Origin of the sequence: Sphingomonas populi, assembly GCF_004208535.1 — a bacterium.
In the GTDB taxonomy this organism is placed as follows: domain Bacteria; phylum Pseudomonadota; class Alphaproteobacteria; order Sphingomonadales; family Sphingomonadaceae; genus Sphingomonas; species Sphingomonas populi.
In genome coordinates this window covers 1-17,971 of record NZ_SGIS01000045.1, presented here as the reverse complement: position 1 = coordinate 17,971, position 17,971 = coordinate 1, and the positions used below count along the sequence as shown (strand labels likewise).

Below are 17,971 nucleotides of genomic sequence, written 5' to 3'. Positions count from 1 at the left end.
CGTTCGCCAATACGACCTGTGCTGAGCAGTGCCGGTTAGCGGCCTGCCTCGTGCGGAACAACCAATAAATGCTGCCAGGCCCTCTTACGCACCGGAGCGCGGCGAATGGCCTTTATTTAGGCTATGATCAAGATCATCCGTGCGCTGCAATCCTTGCGCCGGACGCCGCCTGCACGAAAAAACATGCGCGAATGCTGGACCGACTGCAAGGACGCCATTCAAGCACTTGATGAACCGACGGAGAAAGTGCCATGATAATTTTGGATAAAACTTCGTCAATGCTCCGAAAAGCAGCACATCCGTAAATTTCCGTATCCGGAAAACCCAGCGAATCGGTGAATAATATATAGTTAAATGAGCTAAAAAATAGCACATTCGGTCTTTCATTCGTTATTATGCGTCGTTCGGCCAAATCTATAATAAGAAATCAAGCCTGTTCGACGACTGAGGATCATGTTGTGGTACAATCGACAATAAATGCTCGCATGCCATCCCACGAGGCAAAGTCGGTAGCAGCCGCGCCTGAAAAAGAACTTAAGCGTGTGGCCGTTCTAGTGCTCGGGATGCATCGCACCGGCAGTAGCGCCATAACGCGCTTCCTCAACTTTCTGGGCTGCACGTTGCCGCATACGCTGCTCGATGCGAATCCGACCAACCCGGCGGGCCATTGGGAATCCGATGCCATCCGCGCGTTCAACGACGGTATGCTTGCCGAAGCCGGATCGGCCTGGTCGGACTGGCTGCCGATGCATGCCGATTGGGCCAAGTCGCAGACCTATCAGGATAATCTGCCGGCCGCAGCAAAAGTGCTGGATGCCGAATTCGGCGACGCCGCATTGTTCGTTCTCAAGGATCCGCGGATCTGTCGGCTGGCAGGCTTCTGGTACGAAGTGCTGGCACAGCGCAACATCGAGACGGCGACGCTTATCCCGTTGCGCAACCCGCTAGAGGTGGCGGCATCGCTTTGCAAACGCGATCGTATGGATCCCACCATCGGGCAGTTGCTGTGGTTGCGGCATGTCCTTGATGCCGAGTTCGCCAGTCGGGGACGCCGGCGAATGTTCACGCACTACGAGGAGCTACTCGACAACTGGAGCGGCCTTGCGGATCGCCTCGGTGAAGGACTCGAGATCGACTGGCCGCGCAGCAGGGCGGCCTTCGCGGCAGACGCGACGGCGTTTCTTTCCCACGACCTCCGCCACCACGTACGGCAGCCGGCGGACATCATCGAGAATGCAGCGTATTCGCGCTGGCTGCGCGAGACGTATGCGATCCTGCTGCGGTGGATCGCATACGGCGAGGATGACGAGGGCCGGGCGCGGCTCGATGCCATCCGCCAAGCTTTCAACGAGACCGGTGAGAACTTTTTTCCTGTCGTCACGGCGCTGAGCACCGCGCATCGCGAAATAGAAGACATCAGCAGGGACCGTCATAGCCTCGCCCTAAGGGTAGCCGAGCTGACCCAGGTGACGGACGATGCCCATACAGAGAAGTTCCTCGCGGCTGACAGGCTGGACGCCGCGAACCGCCGCGCCGAGGATCTCGATCGACAACTTGACCTCGCGTTTGCGCAGTTGCGAGATGCCGGCGATGCGCAACAGCAACTGCATTTGAGCCTGGAGACCGCTGACCGTCGCTCGAAACTGCTGGATGAGGAACTGGCCGCCGTCCGAAACCGGTTGGCACAGGCAAACGGCGCTCTTGCAACGACCCAAACGTCGCTGGACGACGCAACGCGGACTGTCGCATCGCTGGAAGCCAAACTGCAATCCACCAGAGAGGAACTCTCGCAGACCGTGCTCGCGCACGCCAAAAAAGACGATCTGCTGACCGCCTCAGGCGATCGCATTGCAGCGCTCGACGCCGACCTTGACCAAGCACGTCACCAGATGAAGGAAGCCGATCTCCGGCTCGACAGCCTGTGCTTGCGGATCACGCAGGCGGATGCCGAGATCGTGCGCTGGCAGACGACAACGAAACAGTTGAATGTCGAGCGCCAGATGGATCATCAGGAAATGGAAGGCTTGCGGGCGAGCTTGAAGCTCAAATCCAACGACCTCAAGATGCAGCGTCACCGGCACGAGCAGGAGATCGCGGCGCTACACGGCGAAACGCAAGCCTCAGTAGCCCGCAATGTCGAGCTATCGATACTGCACGTGCAGGCCATGGAACGGGCCGATAGCCTCTCCGGTCAGCTGCAGGAAGCGCGGGCATACGCCGTACTGCAAAACGATCATGTCCATTTTCTGCGCGAGACCCTGCGCATTCTCGCCGCTCCTGGCCGATGGTGGCTGCGCTTGGTTCCGGCGGGTTGGGCAAAAGCGATCAAGGACAAGACCCTGCAGCGGGAAGGTCTTTTCGATGCCGACAGCTACCGCAACCATTACCCTGACGTCGCGGACGCTGGCGGCGACCCTTTGCTCCACTACGTTTCGCATGGCCTGGAGGAAGGACGACTCAGGACCTGAAAGTCGGCACCCGCACTGCCGCCCAAGCTGGCATGGCTACGGTCAAACCTCAAAATTCACTGGCCGGCGTGTGCCGGGTTGAGTTTGGCGAAAATGGTCATTCCCGAAGGAAGGCGGCCGTTTAGGCGCCGGACGCTGGCGTCTGAGGCCGTTGAAAGATCACCGCTCACGCGCACATTGGAATAGTGGGCGAAGCCATCTGCATCGCTCTGCACGCCCAGACCATAACGGACGTTGTTCGCCCGCAAGTCGAGCACGCAGTTCTCGAACGTGATGCTGGCCCGGAACGTTGTGTCGACGGGTGCGCCGTTTGGCGATGTGCGCTGCGCCGGAAGGCTCAGGGTCACTTCGTCGCCCACGATGGAAATCACCTTGGCCCCGGTGGGAATGCCCGGTCCGCTGGCCACCTGACCAGGTACGACTGTGAAATTCCCGCCGCCCACGATCGTCATCACCGGCGAGCCGGCTCGCATGGAGACCTTACGAGGCGCGATGCCGGTGGCCGAGAAACGCGCGCTCTCATCCTCCCGGTTGCTTTCCACCAAGGCCTTGACGTTAACGTTGGACAAGGTTCCGCCGAGGTCCAGACCGAACTGCACGCCTTGCCGGGTCGGATAATAGACCTTGATGTCGGCGGTCATGTTACTCGAAACGTCAAAGCCGAACAGGCCCGCGTACCAGATTTCCCCTTGCGCGACGATGTCGGTGCTCTCCGCATCTCCCAACGGACCGTCCTCGCCGATACCAAAACCATCGTACCCAGCATGGCGATTGTCGAACAGGAGAAAGCGCGTCCAGCGAGCATGACTGGTGCTGAAATGCCCGAACAGGAAGCCCTTCTCCTTCCCGGAGAACCCGCCCAGACCATCGTAAACGCGATAGGGACGCCTGGATTTGTCGACTTTAAAACTGTCGCCGCGAACGTCATGGCTGAAACTAACATATATACCGTGGAAACCCGTGCGGGACACGCGCAGTCCATCATGGACCAGCCCGTCGATCCCTTCCAAGTTAACGCCGATCCAGCCCACGTTCTCGACGGTAGCGCTCGTCTTGATGTTGCGGTTGCGCCAAGTGCCGTTGTTCCTGCTGACATCAATGCCGTCGAACGAAATATTGCGAAACGTCGCATCCAGGACGACGTCGGCGACGCCTTGCGTATTGCGCGCGCCGGTGAGCCAGAATCCGGGCCGGTCGATGCTGTTGCCGTCGAAGACAACGCCTTTGCCCACCTGCAAGCCGTCGGTGAGGCGGATCATCATCTGCAGGCGGTCGGCCCGCGCATGATCGTCGAAGGCGGGATCGGCTAGGAATACGCCGGTGCCGGTAAGCTGCGTGCCTGCGCCCGGCATCAGGCGCCCGGCGATCCGATAGGTGAAGCCGCCAAGATCGAAGGCACCGCCGCTACGCAATGCAGCATTGAGATAGGGTGCTAGGTCCTGCCGGTTGGTTCCCGCTCGGACGGCTTGGGCGATAGCTTTCGGTAATACCGCGATCAGGGGCCGGGCTACGACCTTGGCGGCGCTGGCGGTGGCCAGAACCACCCGCGGAGTTGGCAAAGCGGCGGAGCTGGCGAATATGCCGGGATGGCTCGCGGGCTGAATCGCCGTCGCAAGCAACAGGAGAACCAATGCGCACAACCGGGTCACGAATAATCCTAACCGTTCAGCCTGCCCGGAATGATAGGCCCGGCCTGACCGCTCATTGAATATCGGTATCGAAATACGGAAAATACCTGGAGCGATAACGTAAATCGCGATTACGCTTGCCGATCGCTTTGGCAGGAACGCCGCCGACGATTGTATAGGGCGCCACGTCCTTGGACACTACCGACCCTGCCGCCACCACGGCCCCCTCTCCCACGGTCACTCCCGGAAGGATGATCGCGCGTGCGCCGATCCAGGCATGGTCCATGATGGCGACGGGTTTTTCCAAGCAAACGAAATCCGGATTTTGCGGATCGTGCGTCAGCGACTGGATGATCGTGTAATGCGAAACGTTGACGTTGTTGCCGATATACACCGGGACGCGGCCATCAATGTAGGTGAAGCGGTTGATGACTGTGTTATCGCCGATAACGATGGAGGAGCCGGTTACAAAGCAGTGCATCGCGATGCTGCTATCCTTGCCGATCCTGACGCCTAGCTTGCGCCAGTACCAGTGACGCAAGCCATAGGACCACTGCTTCATCATCACGTTGTTGCCGATATAAACCAGCAAGGCGGCGAACCAGGTATCATGTTTCATTTCAACGGCCCGACACTGCGGACTTTCGTGCACTCGCGGCGCTGTCGATCACATCCTTGAAAATCGGCAGGTAGGAGCGCACAACCTCGACGAAGTCGTAGTTTTCCAGGAGGCGCTGATGGCCCTTGAAGCCCGCTTCGCGCCAGCGCCCAGGATTGTCGGCAAAGTCGAGCATGGCGCGCGCCAGATAGGCCGAAGTGCGGAAATGGCGGCGATTGTAGGCGATGTCGTCGAGCAGCTCGGAATGCAACTCGCTGACCGGGCCATATTCGTTGGGTAGCAGGATGCCGATGTCGCCACCGATGATCACTTCGGAAGAACCGCCCGTATCGGACAGGATCATTGGCTTGCCGAAAAACATCGCCTCATTCATCGCGATGCTCCATCCCTCGATCAGCGATGGCAGCAGGAAGGCATCGGCGATGGCGTGGAAGGATGCAACGTCCGGGAAATAGCCCGGCATCAGCATATGATCGGCAACCCCGGTCGCCTCCAAGTGATGGCGCAGCGCATCGACATGGTGGGGCACGATTGTGTTGCCGATGCACAGGATGCGGACCCGATCGGTCTTGCGCAACAGCATGTGCATGGCTTCGGCCATGATGTAATGGCTTTTGTGCAGGTTGTAGGATGCCACGTTCAGGAAGACGTAATCGTCCTCGCGGATGCCGAACTGTTCGCGTGTGACCGGCTTTGCGGCACGGGCGCGGGCCACATGCTCGTCTATGAGAAGCCCGTTGGGCACCGTGACGATCTTGCCGCGATCGATGCCCAAGCGACTGGCCGCGTAGTCGGTGGCCTTGGGGGATACCGATATGTAGCGATCGACGAAGGCATCGTCCTGCCGGAAATTGTCTAGGGCGGCCCCATTGAGGAAGGCATATACGTTGTGTATGAACGTCAGGTTGGGGATGCCTACTTCCTGGAAGATCTTGTAGCCGGTCCGCGAGAAGTGCGAAATTGCCAGCTTGATGCCGTGATCCTTCAGGATTTTGCGATAGTGGCCAAGTGGGTCGTTTTGCGACAGTTCATAGACCATAAAGCCCTGCGCGCGGGCGATTTCGCCCAAGTGCCCCACTTTCCCGCATGACACGATGACGCTGTTCAGTCCCAAGTCTCGCAAAACCACCGACGTGTCGAGCACCACCTTTTCCAACCCGCCGCGATCGAAGGACGAAAGCTCAACCACGACTGGTCCGGACAACTGCCCGCTCGCGCCGACATCCGTCTCGGGCTGCCGGGTCTTGTGGGTCACATTGTCGAGAAAGGCGTGGAAGCTGGCAAGACGCTGCTGCGGCGGTTCTCCGGAAAGGACGTCCTGCGTAACGGGCGACGCTTGAGTATCGCTCGCGCCCGCATGGTAGAGCGCCCGGCCAGGCAGGGGCGCAAAATCGGCGGCGGACAATTTTCCTTCGATCTGCTGCAGCAAAATGCCGTTTACCGCCGGATCGTTGATTGCCCAATCATAGAAAGCGGCGCGATCGCCGCCGAAAGCGGCCAACCTCGCCGAAAGAAACGGCAAGAGGTTGCCCAGCCCCTTGTCCGTCAGCGCCTTGTCGAACAGGGCGATGGTCCGCTCGTCGCAATCATCCTGCGGGTTCATCAGGAGCCCGCCGTCCAGTGCGCAGGCCAGCACGCCCGCGATCTCCACGCGCACCCGGTTGACATATTCCTTGATCGTGTTCGATGCATGGACCCGGTAACGGATATGCGCGACGTCCGCATCGTACAGCACATGTCCGTTGCGCAGGGCAGCGAAGGCGAATTCCAAGTCGTGGCAGTAGCGCAGCCCCTGGAACCCCCCATTACGCTCCCATATGCGCTTGGTGAAGACGAAGTTGGATGTCGTGACCGCGAAGTTTTCATTGGCCAGCGCCAAGTCGAGACGATCACTGCGGACGAGAAAATCGCGGGCACGCTGCAGCCAGTCGACGGTCGGGCCATCGTGGACCGGGACGCCGTCGTCGTCGATCAGGCCGACGTCGCCAAATACCAGATCGAGACGTGGGTCCTGCTGCCACAGCTGCGCGCACCGCTCCAGCTTGTGCGGTTCGAACTGGTCGTCGGAGTTGAGCACCGCCACGAAGCGTGAACGAGCCATGCCGATGCACCGGTTGATCGTATTGTGCGCGCCGGCATTGGCCTGCGCCACGATCGTTGCCGCAGGGTATCCGGCCAGCGCACGTCGAGCGACCTCAAGGCCGTTGTCGATCGATCCGTCGTCGATAATGACGATTTCACATGCGGGCAGCGTTTGCGCGAGCACGCTTTCGATTGCCGGTCCGATGTAGTGGGCGTGGTTGTAGAGGGGAATGACGACACTGACGTCAAAGTTCATGGATTGTCCGGTCATGAAATCAGCCTGCGTTCTGGGTGATGTCGTCGGAACGACCGGGCTGACCGGATCCCAAGGTCGGCTCTGCCTCGATGGGTGGGGCTACGCCGACTTCGGACAAGACTGCGCGCATGATCCCGAAGCCGGTATCGATGGAATAGTGAGAGCGGATGAAAGCGGCGCCGTTGGCCGACAGATGTTCCCACAAGGCCTGATCGTCATACAGCCGGATGATCTGGTCCGCAAAAGCCTCGCCGCCATCCGCCACCAGCACGGTTTCCCCGTCAACCAGGCCCATACCTTCCGACGCGATCCCCGAAACGACGGCGGGAACACCGGCGGCAAGACTGGAAACCAACTTGCCCTTGGCGCCTGCCCCGTAGCGCAGTGGAGCAACGGTCATGCGCAGGCGCGCAAGTGCGCTGTCGAGATCTTCGACGAAGCCGACGAAGACGACCCCCGGCACTTTACGGCGTCTCCAGTTGTCCGGCATGTTGGCCCCGATCACCTGGAAGCCGATGTCGGGGCGGCGGCGCTGAACATGCGGCCACACGTCCGCCAGGAAATGCTCGATCGCATCGATATTGGGCTGGTGATTGAAACCGCCGACGAACGCGATGTCACCGCGTTCGGCAAAGGTCCCTGCCCGCTGCTCGGTGAACTCGCGGATCAATGGAACCACGTGCGTCCGGGCTTCCGGGACAAGTTCGTCAAGCAGGACCTTTTCACTGCTCGAGACCACCAGCGTCGCATCGGCGGCCCTTGCGCAATCCAGCTCGATATCGCGGGTGCGGCGCGCCCGCAGGATCAGCGCAGGATCGTTTTTCAAGGCGCCCTCACGCTCCTCGCGCACGAAATGCAAATCGACCGTGTTGAAAATGATCCGCGCATCGGGGCACAGGCGGCGCAGACTTTCGATCTGCATACCGCCGAAATGAACGCGCGACACGAGGCACACATCGATTCTGTCGCTCAGGTCGAAATAATAGCCTTCGAAATAGGCATTGTGCTCCGTTGTCACGCAATGGACGCCCATGGCTTCCAGCATTGCGCGGTAATGAGGCGTCCGCTCGTCGTGATCGCGTCCGAATTCCAACAGGGACAGGTAGTGGACCTCGTAGCCCATGCGCTGGAAGATGCGGGCGAAGTTGACGTGGTCAAGCGAACCGGAGTCCAAGTCCGGTCGCGGATAGAGTGCTTCCACCATCAGCGCGACCCTGCCGGTCCTGGCGGGCAAGGCCGGACGAACGTTCTGGCGCGGCATCGGCGCCGATGCAGTGACGTCGGCCACGATGACAGGTTTCGCCACCGACACCGGCTCATCCGATACCGTGCTTCGGCCCTCGGCGCGGCCATGCTCGATAAAGTGGCGCAAGGGATCCGTATCTGCGGTCAGGCCGGGATCGTTCGCAAGGTAGAAGGCCGGATCGAACTGCGGACCGGGGCGGGCCCGCAGACGCCAGCCCTCCTGCACATAATGGACCAGCGGATTGATCCCGTCACGCAGGAGCGTCGGATGCGCGGCAAGGTAATAGCCGGTATCGAACCAAGGATTGGGATTGCGTCCTTCGCGCCAACCCGTCGCGAGGTAATGCGTCAGTGGATTACGTCCCGCGTCGGCGACGTCGGAATAGTTTTCAAGATAGAATTGCGGGTCGAACAAGACATCGGCGGTGTTACGGCAATGCTCGATCCAATGCAGCAACGGGTTGCGTGGCGCGACGTCGGGATAGCGCTGGAGGTATCCTTGCGTGCTGAACAAAGGATGCGGGGCATGCCCCTTGTCCTTACCCCACTTGAGGTAATGGACTGCAGGGGATGATGCGAGTGCCAAGGACTCGGGGCATTGCTCGACGTAATACCGCGTATCGAACAAGGGGTGCGGGTTTCGCAACTCGCCCTGGCCATACAGAATGAAGTGTACCAGTGGCTTCATTCCCGATGGCGGCACGTCGGGATACATCTGCGTGTATTCGAGATCCTGGACAAGCGGCAAGTCGGCGAGGAAATCGCTAGCGCCCATCAGATAGGCGATGATCCGCTGGCGCCGTCCCTCGGGGCGCACGCCGACCAGGGGCCATGGCAGATCATCTAGGAAATTTTCGACGATCCGGACGTGCCGCTCAAGACGTTGGGCGGCTTTGAACCCCCATCCCCGACGTTTGACCATGCCAGCCAAAGGCTTGCGCACTCTCCTGACTTGCCGCTCGCCTTCTTCGACCAGAGCTCTCGCCATCCGCTCCATTGCGTTGACGCTGCGGCCAAGCTTGACGCGGGTATCGAGCAGTCCGGCCTGCGCGCGCACGCTTTGCGCGCCGGTGCTGTCGCACCACGCGCGCAACGCGGCCATTTCGCCTCGCAAGGCGGTTAATTCGGCCTGACGCTCCTGCTCCCGCGTCTTCAGGAATTCGACCTGCGCGGTCATCGCCTCCCAGTCACGGTCAATGGTCGAGCTGGCTTGCTCATGCGCCTCGATATCTTTGCCGAGCCGGGCATTCTGCGCCCGAAGGTTTTCGAGCGCGCTGCGGTTTTCGTTCAGCAAAGGCGTGAACATGGCCAGCGCGGCATCGAGATTGCCCTGGATGCGATCAATTTCGCGGTGTACGAACTCGCTCTCACCCTGCTTGGCCAGTTGCGCGAACGCAGCTTCACAACGGCGCATCCAGCTGTTGAAGCCAGGAGCCAGCATGTCCGTCGGCGCAGGGGTGCCGCTGGTCGGCACCGGGTTCGATGCCGCCTCGGAACGCCCGCTCAAAACATCGATCGAAAAATTCCAGGTCGCCGCCATCCATTCCGCAACGCTCGATCCCAGGCCCTCATCCCCGTCGAGAATGACGATGCGCTGCAATCCCCGCGTCGAGCGCTCGGCCGCCAGCATCCGCCGCAGCCAGGAGATCAACTGCGTGGCTCCGCCCACGGCAGGCGGCGCAGAGCCGACCAGCACCGCAGCAGTTTCCAGCCCATTGCGCGCGGCCACGTCCCGCCAGAAAGGAACCACCAAGCCCGTGCCTGCGTCCTCGATCACGATCGTGGGACTGCATGCGTGCGCGTTCCCCAGCGCTGCCGCCGCATCGGCATACGGCAGAGCATCGGCAATGTCGGCTAAATCGTAAACGGATACCACCGACGTTTCGGCTGCGCCGCCAAGGTGCGAAAGCACTTGGTGGTTGATTTGCGCAAGCTGCTCTTGTGCGTCGGGGCGCACGGCTTGCCCGCCGACGCCCGCGATCACGGCCGCAACTTCGGCGACCTGCTGCTGCGGTCCAACGATGAGCACGAGAAGATCGGGTAGGGACAGAGCGACATTAGGGTTGCGAAGCAAACTCTTCTCCACTGTATGATGGTCGCCTACCGGAGCGCGTGAGTCGTTGCCACTGGGCAGAGCGGTCATATGCGCAAACGCCCCTCTTCCAGTCCATGCGAGACATAGTGATGTAGCGGGTCCATGCCCGCTCGACCGACGTCGGGATACCGCTTCGCATAGAGTCGGGCGTCGAACAGCGTTTTCCTGCGCAAACGGCGGGACTTGATGTTGCCAATCCAAAACCCCGGCAACAAGGCGAACCACCACCGTCCCGGATCGGACAGAACCTGAAGCATTGCCGTCAGCAGGCTTACCAACGAGCGCTGCAAGGCCGCATCTTCCTCCGCCGTCCGCAAACGCCGCCTGAGGCCGGCAAGCTGTACATTGGCTTCCGCGTCGAGGGCAGGCGCTTGGCCGGCGGCGGCGATAGGCTGCGGCCCATCGGCACGGCGTCGAAGGTCTTCGAGCTCCCGTTCCTTGCGGCGCAGGTCCTCGGCCATCGCCGTAATGGCTCCGTCCCGCGATTTGATGCCGTCATGCAGACGGGCCATGGCCGATGCCATGGTGTCCTTCTCGCGGTCGGCTTCGATAGCGGCGGCCCTCAGGCGCGCCGCCTCGTCGCGCGCTGCGGACAGACGCACGGCCAGACGATCGCCCCGGCTATCGGCTGCAGCCAAATCGCGCCAGGCACTGTCCAAATCGCCACCCGGATCACGGGCCAGGCCGTGGGCTGAGCCGGGCCGAACGGCTTGCGTTGCCGTTGCCTTGGCAGGCACTTGTCCTTCATCGCCGCTCTTCAGTCGTGACCGCATGGCTATTGCGTCTTTCCTTGCTTACGCAAACCTGATCGAGTTGCTATAGTTGTTGGTACTGTGCGATGGCTTGCGCAACGTCATAGGTGTCTACCGCGTTCCCTCCCGCTACCAGGACAGCTCTGTTACAGAATTCTTGGATAATGCCCATATCGTGTGACGCCAGAATGAACGCGCGATCCTTGCGCTTATCGAACAACTCGTACTGACATTTTTCCCGAAAATTGCTGTCTCCGACGAGAATAATTTCGTCGATCAGATAACAATCGAACTCGATCGCCAGCGACAGCGCGAAGGCGAGTCTCGCGCGCATGCCGGACGAATACGTCTTTACGGGCATGCCCAGTTGCTTGCCCAGTTCAGTGAAATCCTCGACGAACTCCTTCATCCAGCCATAGGGCTTGCCGTAGATGCGGGAGATGAACCGGGCGTTGTCGTATCCGGTCAAGCTGCCTTGGAAGCCTCCATTGAAGCCCAGCGGCCACGATACCGACATCGTGCGCCGGATCGTCCCGGACGTCGGCATTTCCACTCCACCGAGCATCTTTATTAGCGTTGATTTACCGGCACCGTTGCGGCCGAGGAACGCGATCTTGTCCGACGGATTGATTTGCAGGTTCACGTTGTTCAGAACGTGCTTGCGCCCGTGTCCCATTCGGTATGACTTAGATACATTGTCGCAGACGATCATTCGACGACCAGCCCACGTCGAACGTGACGGCACAGCGCCAGGCCGATGGCGGCGACCACGATGGACACGCCCAAGGGATACCACGCATTGTAATGCACTTCGAGCTTGGGACCCCAAATACCGCCCCGGATCATTTCCGTGCCATGGACGAAAGGTGACCACAGCACATAATTCTGAACGCTGGGGCTCAGCCAGGACACCATGTTGAAGGAGCCAGAGAAGGGGATCATGATGTACGTCGTGACCGGGATGAACTTCTCCAGCACCTCCGACATTTCGGAAAGCGGGGCGATCACGAGGCACAGCGAGAAGGAGAAGGCACAATAGACGAGCCACCCCGCGATCATCAGCCCCGGATCTTCGGGAATGGGGAACGCATTGAACCCGATAAGCAGGCTTGCGATGAACAAGAACGCCATCATGGTCCCGAGCATCTCGATCAGGAATCGCACCATGACGAAATCGAGCACATGAATCTGACGATGGTACATCAGACTGCCGTTGGCCTGAAAGATCGCGACGCTGCGCGATACGACATGGCGGAACAGCGTGATAGGAATGTAGCCCGTCACCACGAAGGCGACGATGCTCACCCCGTGCTCCTCCGGCCCGCGCATATAGCGCCAGAGGATCGCCACCAGTCCGGCGAACAGCAACGGTTCGACCATCATCCACAGGAAGCCAATGTTCTCGCGACCGAACCGGGTGATCAGTTCGCGGATCATCAAGGCATGGATGACGCGCCTTTGTATCTGTAATCCCTTACGGAACCGCGTCAGTTTAGCGCTCGCCATGGCTCATTCCTCGGGAGCGTGTTCAAGGATGCCGACAACAAGCATCCAACCGATGAAGTACAGGCACAGCGCCGATATAGCGACCACCAATATCGCCCACGCCCGGCGCGGCAGCAGCGGCTCGTCGGGAAGATTGGGATCAACGATGCGCTCGAGATAGAATTTCTGGTGCGTAGCATCGGAGCGAGCCTGAACCAGTGCCGCGCTTGCGGCATTGAGGTTTTCGGTCGCGAACTCCTGCTCGACCGACAAGGCCTCGTAGCCCGAGATTTTCGATGCGATACCGCCCTGATTGCCCACGACACGGCCTTCCTGTCCGGCGATGGCGCCAGACAAGGCCCTGACCCGCGCCCGCAGCGCCGGGATGGCAGGATTGCGCGGAGTCATGCTCACCATCTGATCAAGCTGCGCCTGCAAGCCAGCCCGTTCGGTGATCAGAGAATTGGAAATATCCAACACGCCGCTTGCCTGCTTTGCGGGATCGATCAGCTCCGACGAATTGCGGTACCGCGCCAGCGCGACACGCGCATCGCGCACACGCCGCTGAGCTTCAGTCAGGCGCGTCTCGGCCTCCGAGATACCCCGCTTCTGGGCGCGATCGTTCAAGCGGTTGACCATCGCCTCGCTAAGATCGAGGAGGTGCGCGTTAATCCGGTAGGCTGCCTGCGGACTAAACGCCTCGACATGAATGATCGCGGAGCCCGTTTCCGCATCGAGTTCGGCGTTGACCTTCTTGCCGTAAAATTTGTAGAGATTTTCGAAGGTGTCGCCTCTGAGCGGACCCGGGTACCGCGAAAAAGAGTCGGCATCCGTGGTGCCGAACGCGCCCTTTACGTTGTATCCCTTGCCGAGATCCATCAGAGCGTTGCGCGACCGCACGTAATCCAGAACTTCGTTGGCCTGATCCTGACCGGACGACAGGCTCTTGGTTTGCACAAGATTTGCCAGGGACGAAATCTGAGGCCCCTTTTGATCGGGACTTTTGACCACAAACCGGGATTCGGAAACGTAGATGTCGGATGCAATCAGGCCATAATACAGTGCGGCAATAATAGTCGGCAGCACTACAAAAAGAAGAAACCACTTCCTCTTGATTAGCCAGCCCTGCAATCGATGATTTCGCACATCTTGCGTGCCAGCCTCCAGGATGCTTTGATCAATCTTCATTTTACTTTTCCAAGCCGACTTAATTGTGAGAGCAAAGGCTCCGCTCGGCAAGTTTAAAACAGCCAATCGGTTAGGCGATGCAGTCTATCAGCGCAAGAGGCCTGCTTTCTTTTCGACATGGCTCACCCAGGGCAAGCCACCGCCTGTCAACCGCCGATTGAAGGCGAACACGCGGCCCGGCGGCGCAGGATTTTACGTCAAACCCCGCGCAAACCTGCGGATTCTGGTGGCCAGTTTTGCCGAGAACGATGGCTTTTTGCGCTCAGGCTTCTTCACCGCCTCGCCCAGATATCGGTTTGGACGAGGTGCCCCGTCGCTGATCGAACACAGATTGCGCAAGTCCAGGCGACCCAGGGCTTCGTCGGAGAAAGCCGGAGTGTAGTAGATGCATTCGTCGAAATAGTAGTGCGTCACCTGCGACCAGCGAGTCAGCGTAGGGTTGATCTGGTGGCTGCCGCCGTGCAGCAGGTTGGCGGCCCAGATCAGCGCCTGCCCCTTGCGGGCAAGGAACGGCTCCTCGGTCGCGCCGTAAGCCTCACGCAGCGCGCGCCAGCCCTGGGCAAAGGGGGCCTGCGCCGATGCCAGTGTACTGCCGGCGCCGCGCCGCCCGATTGTCGCGTTCGTCAGCGGCGGCCAGCGGTGCGACCCGGGCAGGTAGAACAGCGGCCCAGCGTCGGGTCCAATGTCCTCCATCGCCAGCCACACTCCGCACATGAAACGCTCCGGCAGGCTGGAGAAGTGCACCATGTCGGTATGCGCTTCCTGCTGGGTTCCTACCGGGAAATTCAACGTCTGGAAGGGAAAAGCGGGGCGGCCGTATAGCTTACTCAGCAAGTCGAGCACGACCTGGTTGGCGGCGATGGCGCGCACATCCTCGTCGAACGTCCATGCGTCCTGGATGCGGCGTTCGCCAGCGGTCTTGTCACTGCGCGGATCGGCGAAGTCGATGCCGGCGTAACGAGGGCTCAGGCTGGCCTTGATCCGCTCAATCCGGGCGTCGATCTCGGGATCGTAAAAGTCGAAGACGGCATAGCCTTTTTCGTGAAGATCGGTGGCGATCCGCTCTTCCTCTGCCGTAAGCCCCATCGCCGAGCGCTGCATGGGGAACAACGGCGATTCAACCAAGGGTATGCCGGGAAAGGGATTGGTCACGAAGATCGGATGTCCTTGTTGCGCATGGAGGTTGGCCAAAAGGCTCTACCGCGTCGGACGGCGCGATAGAAGCGCCATGTTCGCCCTACCGCCCCACCATATGCAGCAGGCGATCCGCGACCATCCTTCGCGCGCGGCGTAGGCCGCCGGGGCCGCGCGCGGTGTGGCGCAGGATCGGCAGGAAGTCGTGGCGGACGCTGCTCAGCTCATCCAACTCGCCATAAACTTGCCAGAAGGCTTTCGTACCCAGAGCGCGGGGCATGTTGAACGCGCCATGATAGCCGAAGCTGGCGGCCAGATCGCCCGCCCGTTCCGCCGCGAAGGCGTCAGCGAGGGCGCGCGGGGCAAAGCGCATCCCCTGCCTTTCCAGCCATTCCCGATTGGTGCGCGCGACCGCCACGTCCTCGGGGTGGATGGGCACGAACCCGGGCGCGCGGCACAAGTCCATCAGCCGGCGGCTGCGCAGCGAAAAGCCGCCGTTGCCCACATCGTGCCCATCGTCGAACTGCGGCCAGCTGGCGCCGATGTAATCGTAGTCCAGGAACGCCGGATTCCAGCGCCGGGCGTCGAGCAGATGGCCGTCCCACTGTGCGATCATGCAGTGAGAGGTGCGTACATGGTCCGCAAGCTGGGTCAGCAAGAAATTGGAATAGGCCGCCGAAGAGCGCAGTGGCGCGATCGGCACCACGGTAATGGCGGGATGAACAGGGCACACCTGCGCGTCGGTGAGCAGCAGAATCTGCGCGAAGCCCACTTGCGCCGCGCTGACTTCCAACGCGCGCACGGTGGCCGCGACGTTGACCGAGGTAACCGCGCACAGCGTCACCTGAGGCAGATCAAGGCGGGTATCAAGAGTCATCGAGCGCGCCTTACAATCCCACCACGAAACGCTCGCTGAACCGATTGAGCTGGGGGTGGTGGAACGGGTCCACCCCCTCGCCCGTGTTCCAGCGCACTTTCATGGCTTCGAGTTCACCGGCAAGCCGCGCTGCGCCCACCGGATCGCGGTCGAACCCGCGCGAGACGGATTCGTGGTGGACCAGCGTGGCGCGGGGCTCGTACAGCGATTGCCAGCCCTTGGCGTTCAGTCGCATGCATAAATCCACATCATTGAAGGAGACCGCAAAGCTCGCCTCGTCCAGCCCGCCCACCGCCAGGAACCGCTCCCGCCTGACAACCAGGCATGCGGCTGTCACCGCCGAGACGAATTGCGGCAGCGCGTGACGGTAAAAATAGCCTTCCTGGTCGGGCTGCATCAGGCGGTGGGCATGGGCCGCGCCGCCGCAGATGCCCAGCACTACGCCCGCGTGCTGGATGCGCCCATCCGGATAGAGCAGGCGTGCGCCCACCGCGCCGACTTCCTCGCGCAGGGCCTGCGTCGCCATGATCCCCAACCAGTCGGGTGCGAGAACCTCGATGTCGTTGTTGAGCAGGCACAGCAGATCGCCGCGCGCCAAGTGCGCTGCGCGGTTGTTGAGGGTGGAAAAATTGAACGGGCCGGGCGCCCGCAGCACCCGGTGGCGCGCAGGGTCGAGGCCGTTCAGGTACGTCAGCGTCGCGGGATCATCGCTGCCGTTGTCCACCACGATGACCTCGACGTCCGGGTAATTGGTGCGCGCCAGCCCTTCCAAGCAGGTGCGCAGCAGGTTCAGCCCGTTGCGTGTGGGCACGATCACGCTGACCGGCGGCAACGCGGACGCGAGCGGCACCGCGGCTGGAAGGCGCGGCTGCGGGCGGCCGCGGCGATGGTGTAGGACGTGGGGCAGGTGGATGGGCGGACCTTGCCCCTCCCCTGCCGCGAGCGCTGCGGCCACGACCTGCGCGGCCCAGTGCGGCCCCTCGACCCGCTCCAGATCGGCGCGGCGCGCGCGCGCGACGCAGGCTCCGGTCAGGTAATCAAAGTGCCGGAACAACTCGGCGTTCCAGCCCGGCTTGAAGTGCGGCTTCACCCGTCGTCCCGCCGCGTCCAGCAGGTCGTCGTCGGCGTAGATGCAGCAGCCCTGCCCAACCCGTGCGGCGGCGACCCGGTACGCTTGCCCGGCACCGGGCGCGAGAACGTCTCCAGCGGCGATCGGCAGCAGCCAGGGGGCCTGCTCCCAAGCAATACCGGTGGCGGCACGGGCGGGCGTCACGCCATCGGGTCCGCCTAAGACCAGCGCCGTGATCCCCTCTTGCGCAAGGCTGCGCAGCGTTGGGGCAAGTGCACTCTCAGCGTTCTGCCCGCCGGCATCGACCAACGCCACGATCGGCACGCAAGCGTTGAGGTCACCGCCTGCGTCCAGCGCCGGCTCGCCCACCAGCCACAACCTGTACGCGTGCGGTGAGGCTGAGAGCAACGACGCGAACCGCGCGCGCGCGCGCACCCGCTTGCCGCAGATGCGCCACCACACGGCTGCCAGGTACGCGCGCGGCGCCGCAATCGCCGCGTCCAGATGAACACGCAGCGTCAGCCAGGCGCAGGGCCTGTAGCGCGAACGCAATGCGGCACGTGCCGCGTCCTTCGGCGCCCGGTTACCGGAGGAGTGCCGGAGGGGCGGGTTGGTTGGCATCGCTGTCATCGGGCACGCGATACCTATTTGGCGTACATAGGCAAGAGATGCCGGGCGTCCTTCGGATCCATGGGCTATTTCCTTAGGTACTATGACGATGTCATTTAGTACGGAGGGATCGTCAGCGAAAGTCGCTGCCACCCATGCAGCCCGACTACTTCCCCGGTCTGGAACGGCGAAGGCTGGAGCGGCACTGTACCGCATCGCCCCGGAAGTATGCCGGATCGGAGCAGGGCGGATGAACATGCCAGGTCAAGGTGTTGTGCAACAAGACGGCAGTGACCCGCAGCCAAGAAGCTCACTCGGATGCTTAGGCGCCTATTTAGTCGTCCGTGAACAACTCGATGTCGGCAAAAGGGGCGGTTTCGGTGTCTCGTTGCGCGAGGTCTGACTCCGGGCGGTCGATGCGCGCGGCCGCAGGTTTTCAGGCGGCTGTAGGTTGGACCAGGAGG

The 17,971-nt window shown here is 61.4% G+C and carries 13 protein-coding genes; 2 read left to right on the top strand and 11 right to left on the bottom strand.

The genetic code is table 11. The features are described 5' to 3' along the window. Nucleotides 1-123 precede the first annotated feature (123 nt). Together EWE75_RS26080 and EWE75_RS20595 are read left to right on the top strand one after the other, a co-directional pair. Nucleotides 124-255 (top strand): hypothetical protein, encoded by a 132-nt coding sequence (locus tag EWE75_RS26080; RefSeq protein ID WP_282432720.1) that lies wholly within the window; start codon nt 124-126, stop codon nt 253-255. 287 nt (nt 256-542) lie between these two features. Further along, a complete protein-coding gene (locus EWE75_RS20595; protein ID WP_130159974.1) occupies nt 543-2,468 on the top strand; it encodes a sulfotransferase family protein in 1,926 nt (641 codons plus the stop codon). 56 nt (nt 2,469-2,524) lie between these two features. On the opposite strand, the gene EWE75_RS20590 is transcribed toward EWE75_RS20595, so the two are convergent. The 11 genes from EWE75_RS20590 to EWE75_RS20535 form a co-directional block, all read right to left on the bottom strand. Next, nucleotides 2,525-4,117, bottom strand: a complete 1,593-nt coding sequence (locus tag EWE75_RS20590) for a hypothetical protein (RefSeq protein WP_130159973.1) — start codon at nt 4,115-4,117, stop codon at nt 2,525-2,527. Nucleotides 4,118-4,169: 52 nt separating this feature from the next. Next, nucleotides 4,170-4,715 carry an acyltransferase gene (locus EWE75_RS20585; RefSeq protein ID WP_130159972.1) on the bottom strand — a complete coding sequence of 182 codons (546 nt, stop codon included), beginning with the start codon at nt 4,713-4,715 and terminating at the stop codon, nt 4,170-4,172. A 1-nt stretch (nt 4,716) separates the two neighbouring features. Beyond that, complete coding sequence (locus EWE75_RS25325; RefSeq protein ID WP_206364830.1) at nt 4,717-7,068, bottom strand: glycosyltransferase; 2,352 nt, start codon at nt 7,066-7,068, stop codon at nt 4,717-4,719. Nucleotides 7,069-7,072: 4 nt separating this feature from the next. Beyond that, on the bottom strand, nt 7,073-10,441 hold the full coding sequence (locus tag EWE75_RS20570; RefSeq protein ID WP_130159971.1) for a glycosyltransferase: 3,369 nt from the start codon (nt 10,439-10,441) through the stop codon (nt 7,073-7,075). Continuing rightward, nucleotides 10,438-11,166: a hypothetical protein gene (locus EWE75_RS20565; RefSeq protein ID WP_130159970.1), complete on the bottom strand. Its 729-nt coding sequence runs from the start codon at nt 11,164-11,166 to the stop codon at nt 10,438-10,440. Before EWE75_RS20565 ends, EWE75_RS20570 begins: the two co-directional genes overlap by 4 nt. A gap of 43 nt (nt 11,167-11,209) precedes the next feature. Further along, entirely contained in the window at nt 11,210-11,857 is a 648-nt protein-coding gene (locus tag EWE75_RS20560) for an ABC transporter ATP-binding protein (protein WP_130159969.1), read from the bottom strand. After that, the gene (locus EWE75_RS20555) at nt 11,854-12,651 is read right to left on the bottom strand and encodes an ABC transporter permease (protein WP_130159968.1); all 798 of its coding nucleotides are present in this window, start codon (nt 12,649-12,651) and stop codon (nt 11,854-11,856) included. Before EWE75_RS20555 ends, EWE75_RS20560 begins: the two co-directional genes overlap by 4 nt. A gap of 3 nt (nt 12,652-12,654) precedes the next feature. Continuing rightward, nucleotides 12,655-13,818: a KpsE/RkpR family capsule polysaccharide export protein gene (locus EWE75_RS20550; RefSeq protein ID WP_130159967.1), complete on the bottom strand. Its 1,164-nt coding sequence runs from the start codon at nt 13,816-13,818 to the stop codon at nt 12,655-12,657. Nucleotides 13,819-14,010: 192 nt separating this feature from the next. Then, the gene (locus EWE75_RS20545; RefSeq protein ID WP_130159985.1) at nt 14,011-14,970 is read right to left on the bottom strand and encodes a phytanoyl-CoA dioxygenase family protein; all 960 of its coding nucleotides are present in this window, start codon (nt 14,968-14,970) and stop codon (nt 14,011-14,013) included. Between the two features lie 85 nt (nt 14,971-15,055). Further along, complete coding sequence (locus EWE75_RS20540) at nt 15,056-15,829, bottom strand: DUF5672 family protein (RefSeq protein ID WP_130159966.1); 774 nt, start codon at nt 15,827-15,829, stop codon at nt 15,056-15,058. A 10-nt stretch (nt 15,830-15,839) separates the two neighbouring features. After that, entirely contained in the window at nt 15,840-17,528 is a 1,689-nt protein-coding gene (locus EWE75_RS20535; RefSeq protein ID WP_231708483.1) for a glycosyltransferase family 2 protein, read from the bottom strand. Between the last annotated feature and the right edge of the window lie 443 nt (nt 17,529-17,971).

Bases quoted from the DNA above. Each gene is read 5' to 3' on its own strand.
- EWE75_RS26080 (WP_282432720.1), top strand. From the start codon at position 124: ATGATCAAGATCATCCGTGCGCTGCAATCCTTGCGCCGGACGCCGCCT.
- EWE75_RS20585 (WP_130159972.1), bottom strand. From the start codon at position 4,715: ATGAAACATGATACCTGGTTCGCCGCCTTGCTGGTTTATATCGGCAAC.
- EWE75_RS25325 (WP_206364830.1), bottom strand. From the start codon at position 7,068: ATGACCGGACAATCCATGAACTTTGACGTCAGTGTCGTCATTCCCCTC.
- EWE75_RS20570 (WP_130159971.1), bottom strand. From the start codon at position 10,441: ATGACCGCTCTGCCCAGTGGCAACGACTCACGCGCTCCGGTAGGCGAC.
- EWE75_RS20565 (WP_130159970.1), bottom strand. From the start codon at position 11,166: ATGCGGTCACGACTGAAGAGCGGCGATGAAGGACAAGTGCCTGCCAAG.
- EWE75_RS20560 (WP_130159969.1), bottom strand. From the start codon at position 11,857: ATGATCGTCTGCGACAATGTATCTAAGTCATACCGAATGGGACACGGG.
- EWE75_RS20555 (WP_130159968.1), bottom strand. From the start codon at position 12,651: ATGGCGAGCGCTAAACTGACGCGGTTCCGTAAGGGATTACAGATACAA.
- EWE75_RS20550 (WP_130159967.1), bottom strand. From the start codon at position 13,818: ATGAAGATTGATCAAAGCATCCTGGAGGCTGGCACGCAAGATGTGCGA.
- EWE75_RS20540 (WP_130159966.1), bottom strand. From the start codon at position 15,829: ATGACTCTTGATACCCGCCTTGATCTGCCTCAGGTGACGCTGTGCGCG.
- EWE75_RS20535 (WP_231708483.1), bottom strand. From the start codon at position 17,528: ATGACAGCGATGCCAACCAACCCGCCCCTCCGGCACTCCTCCGGTAAC.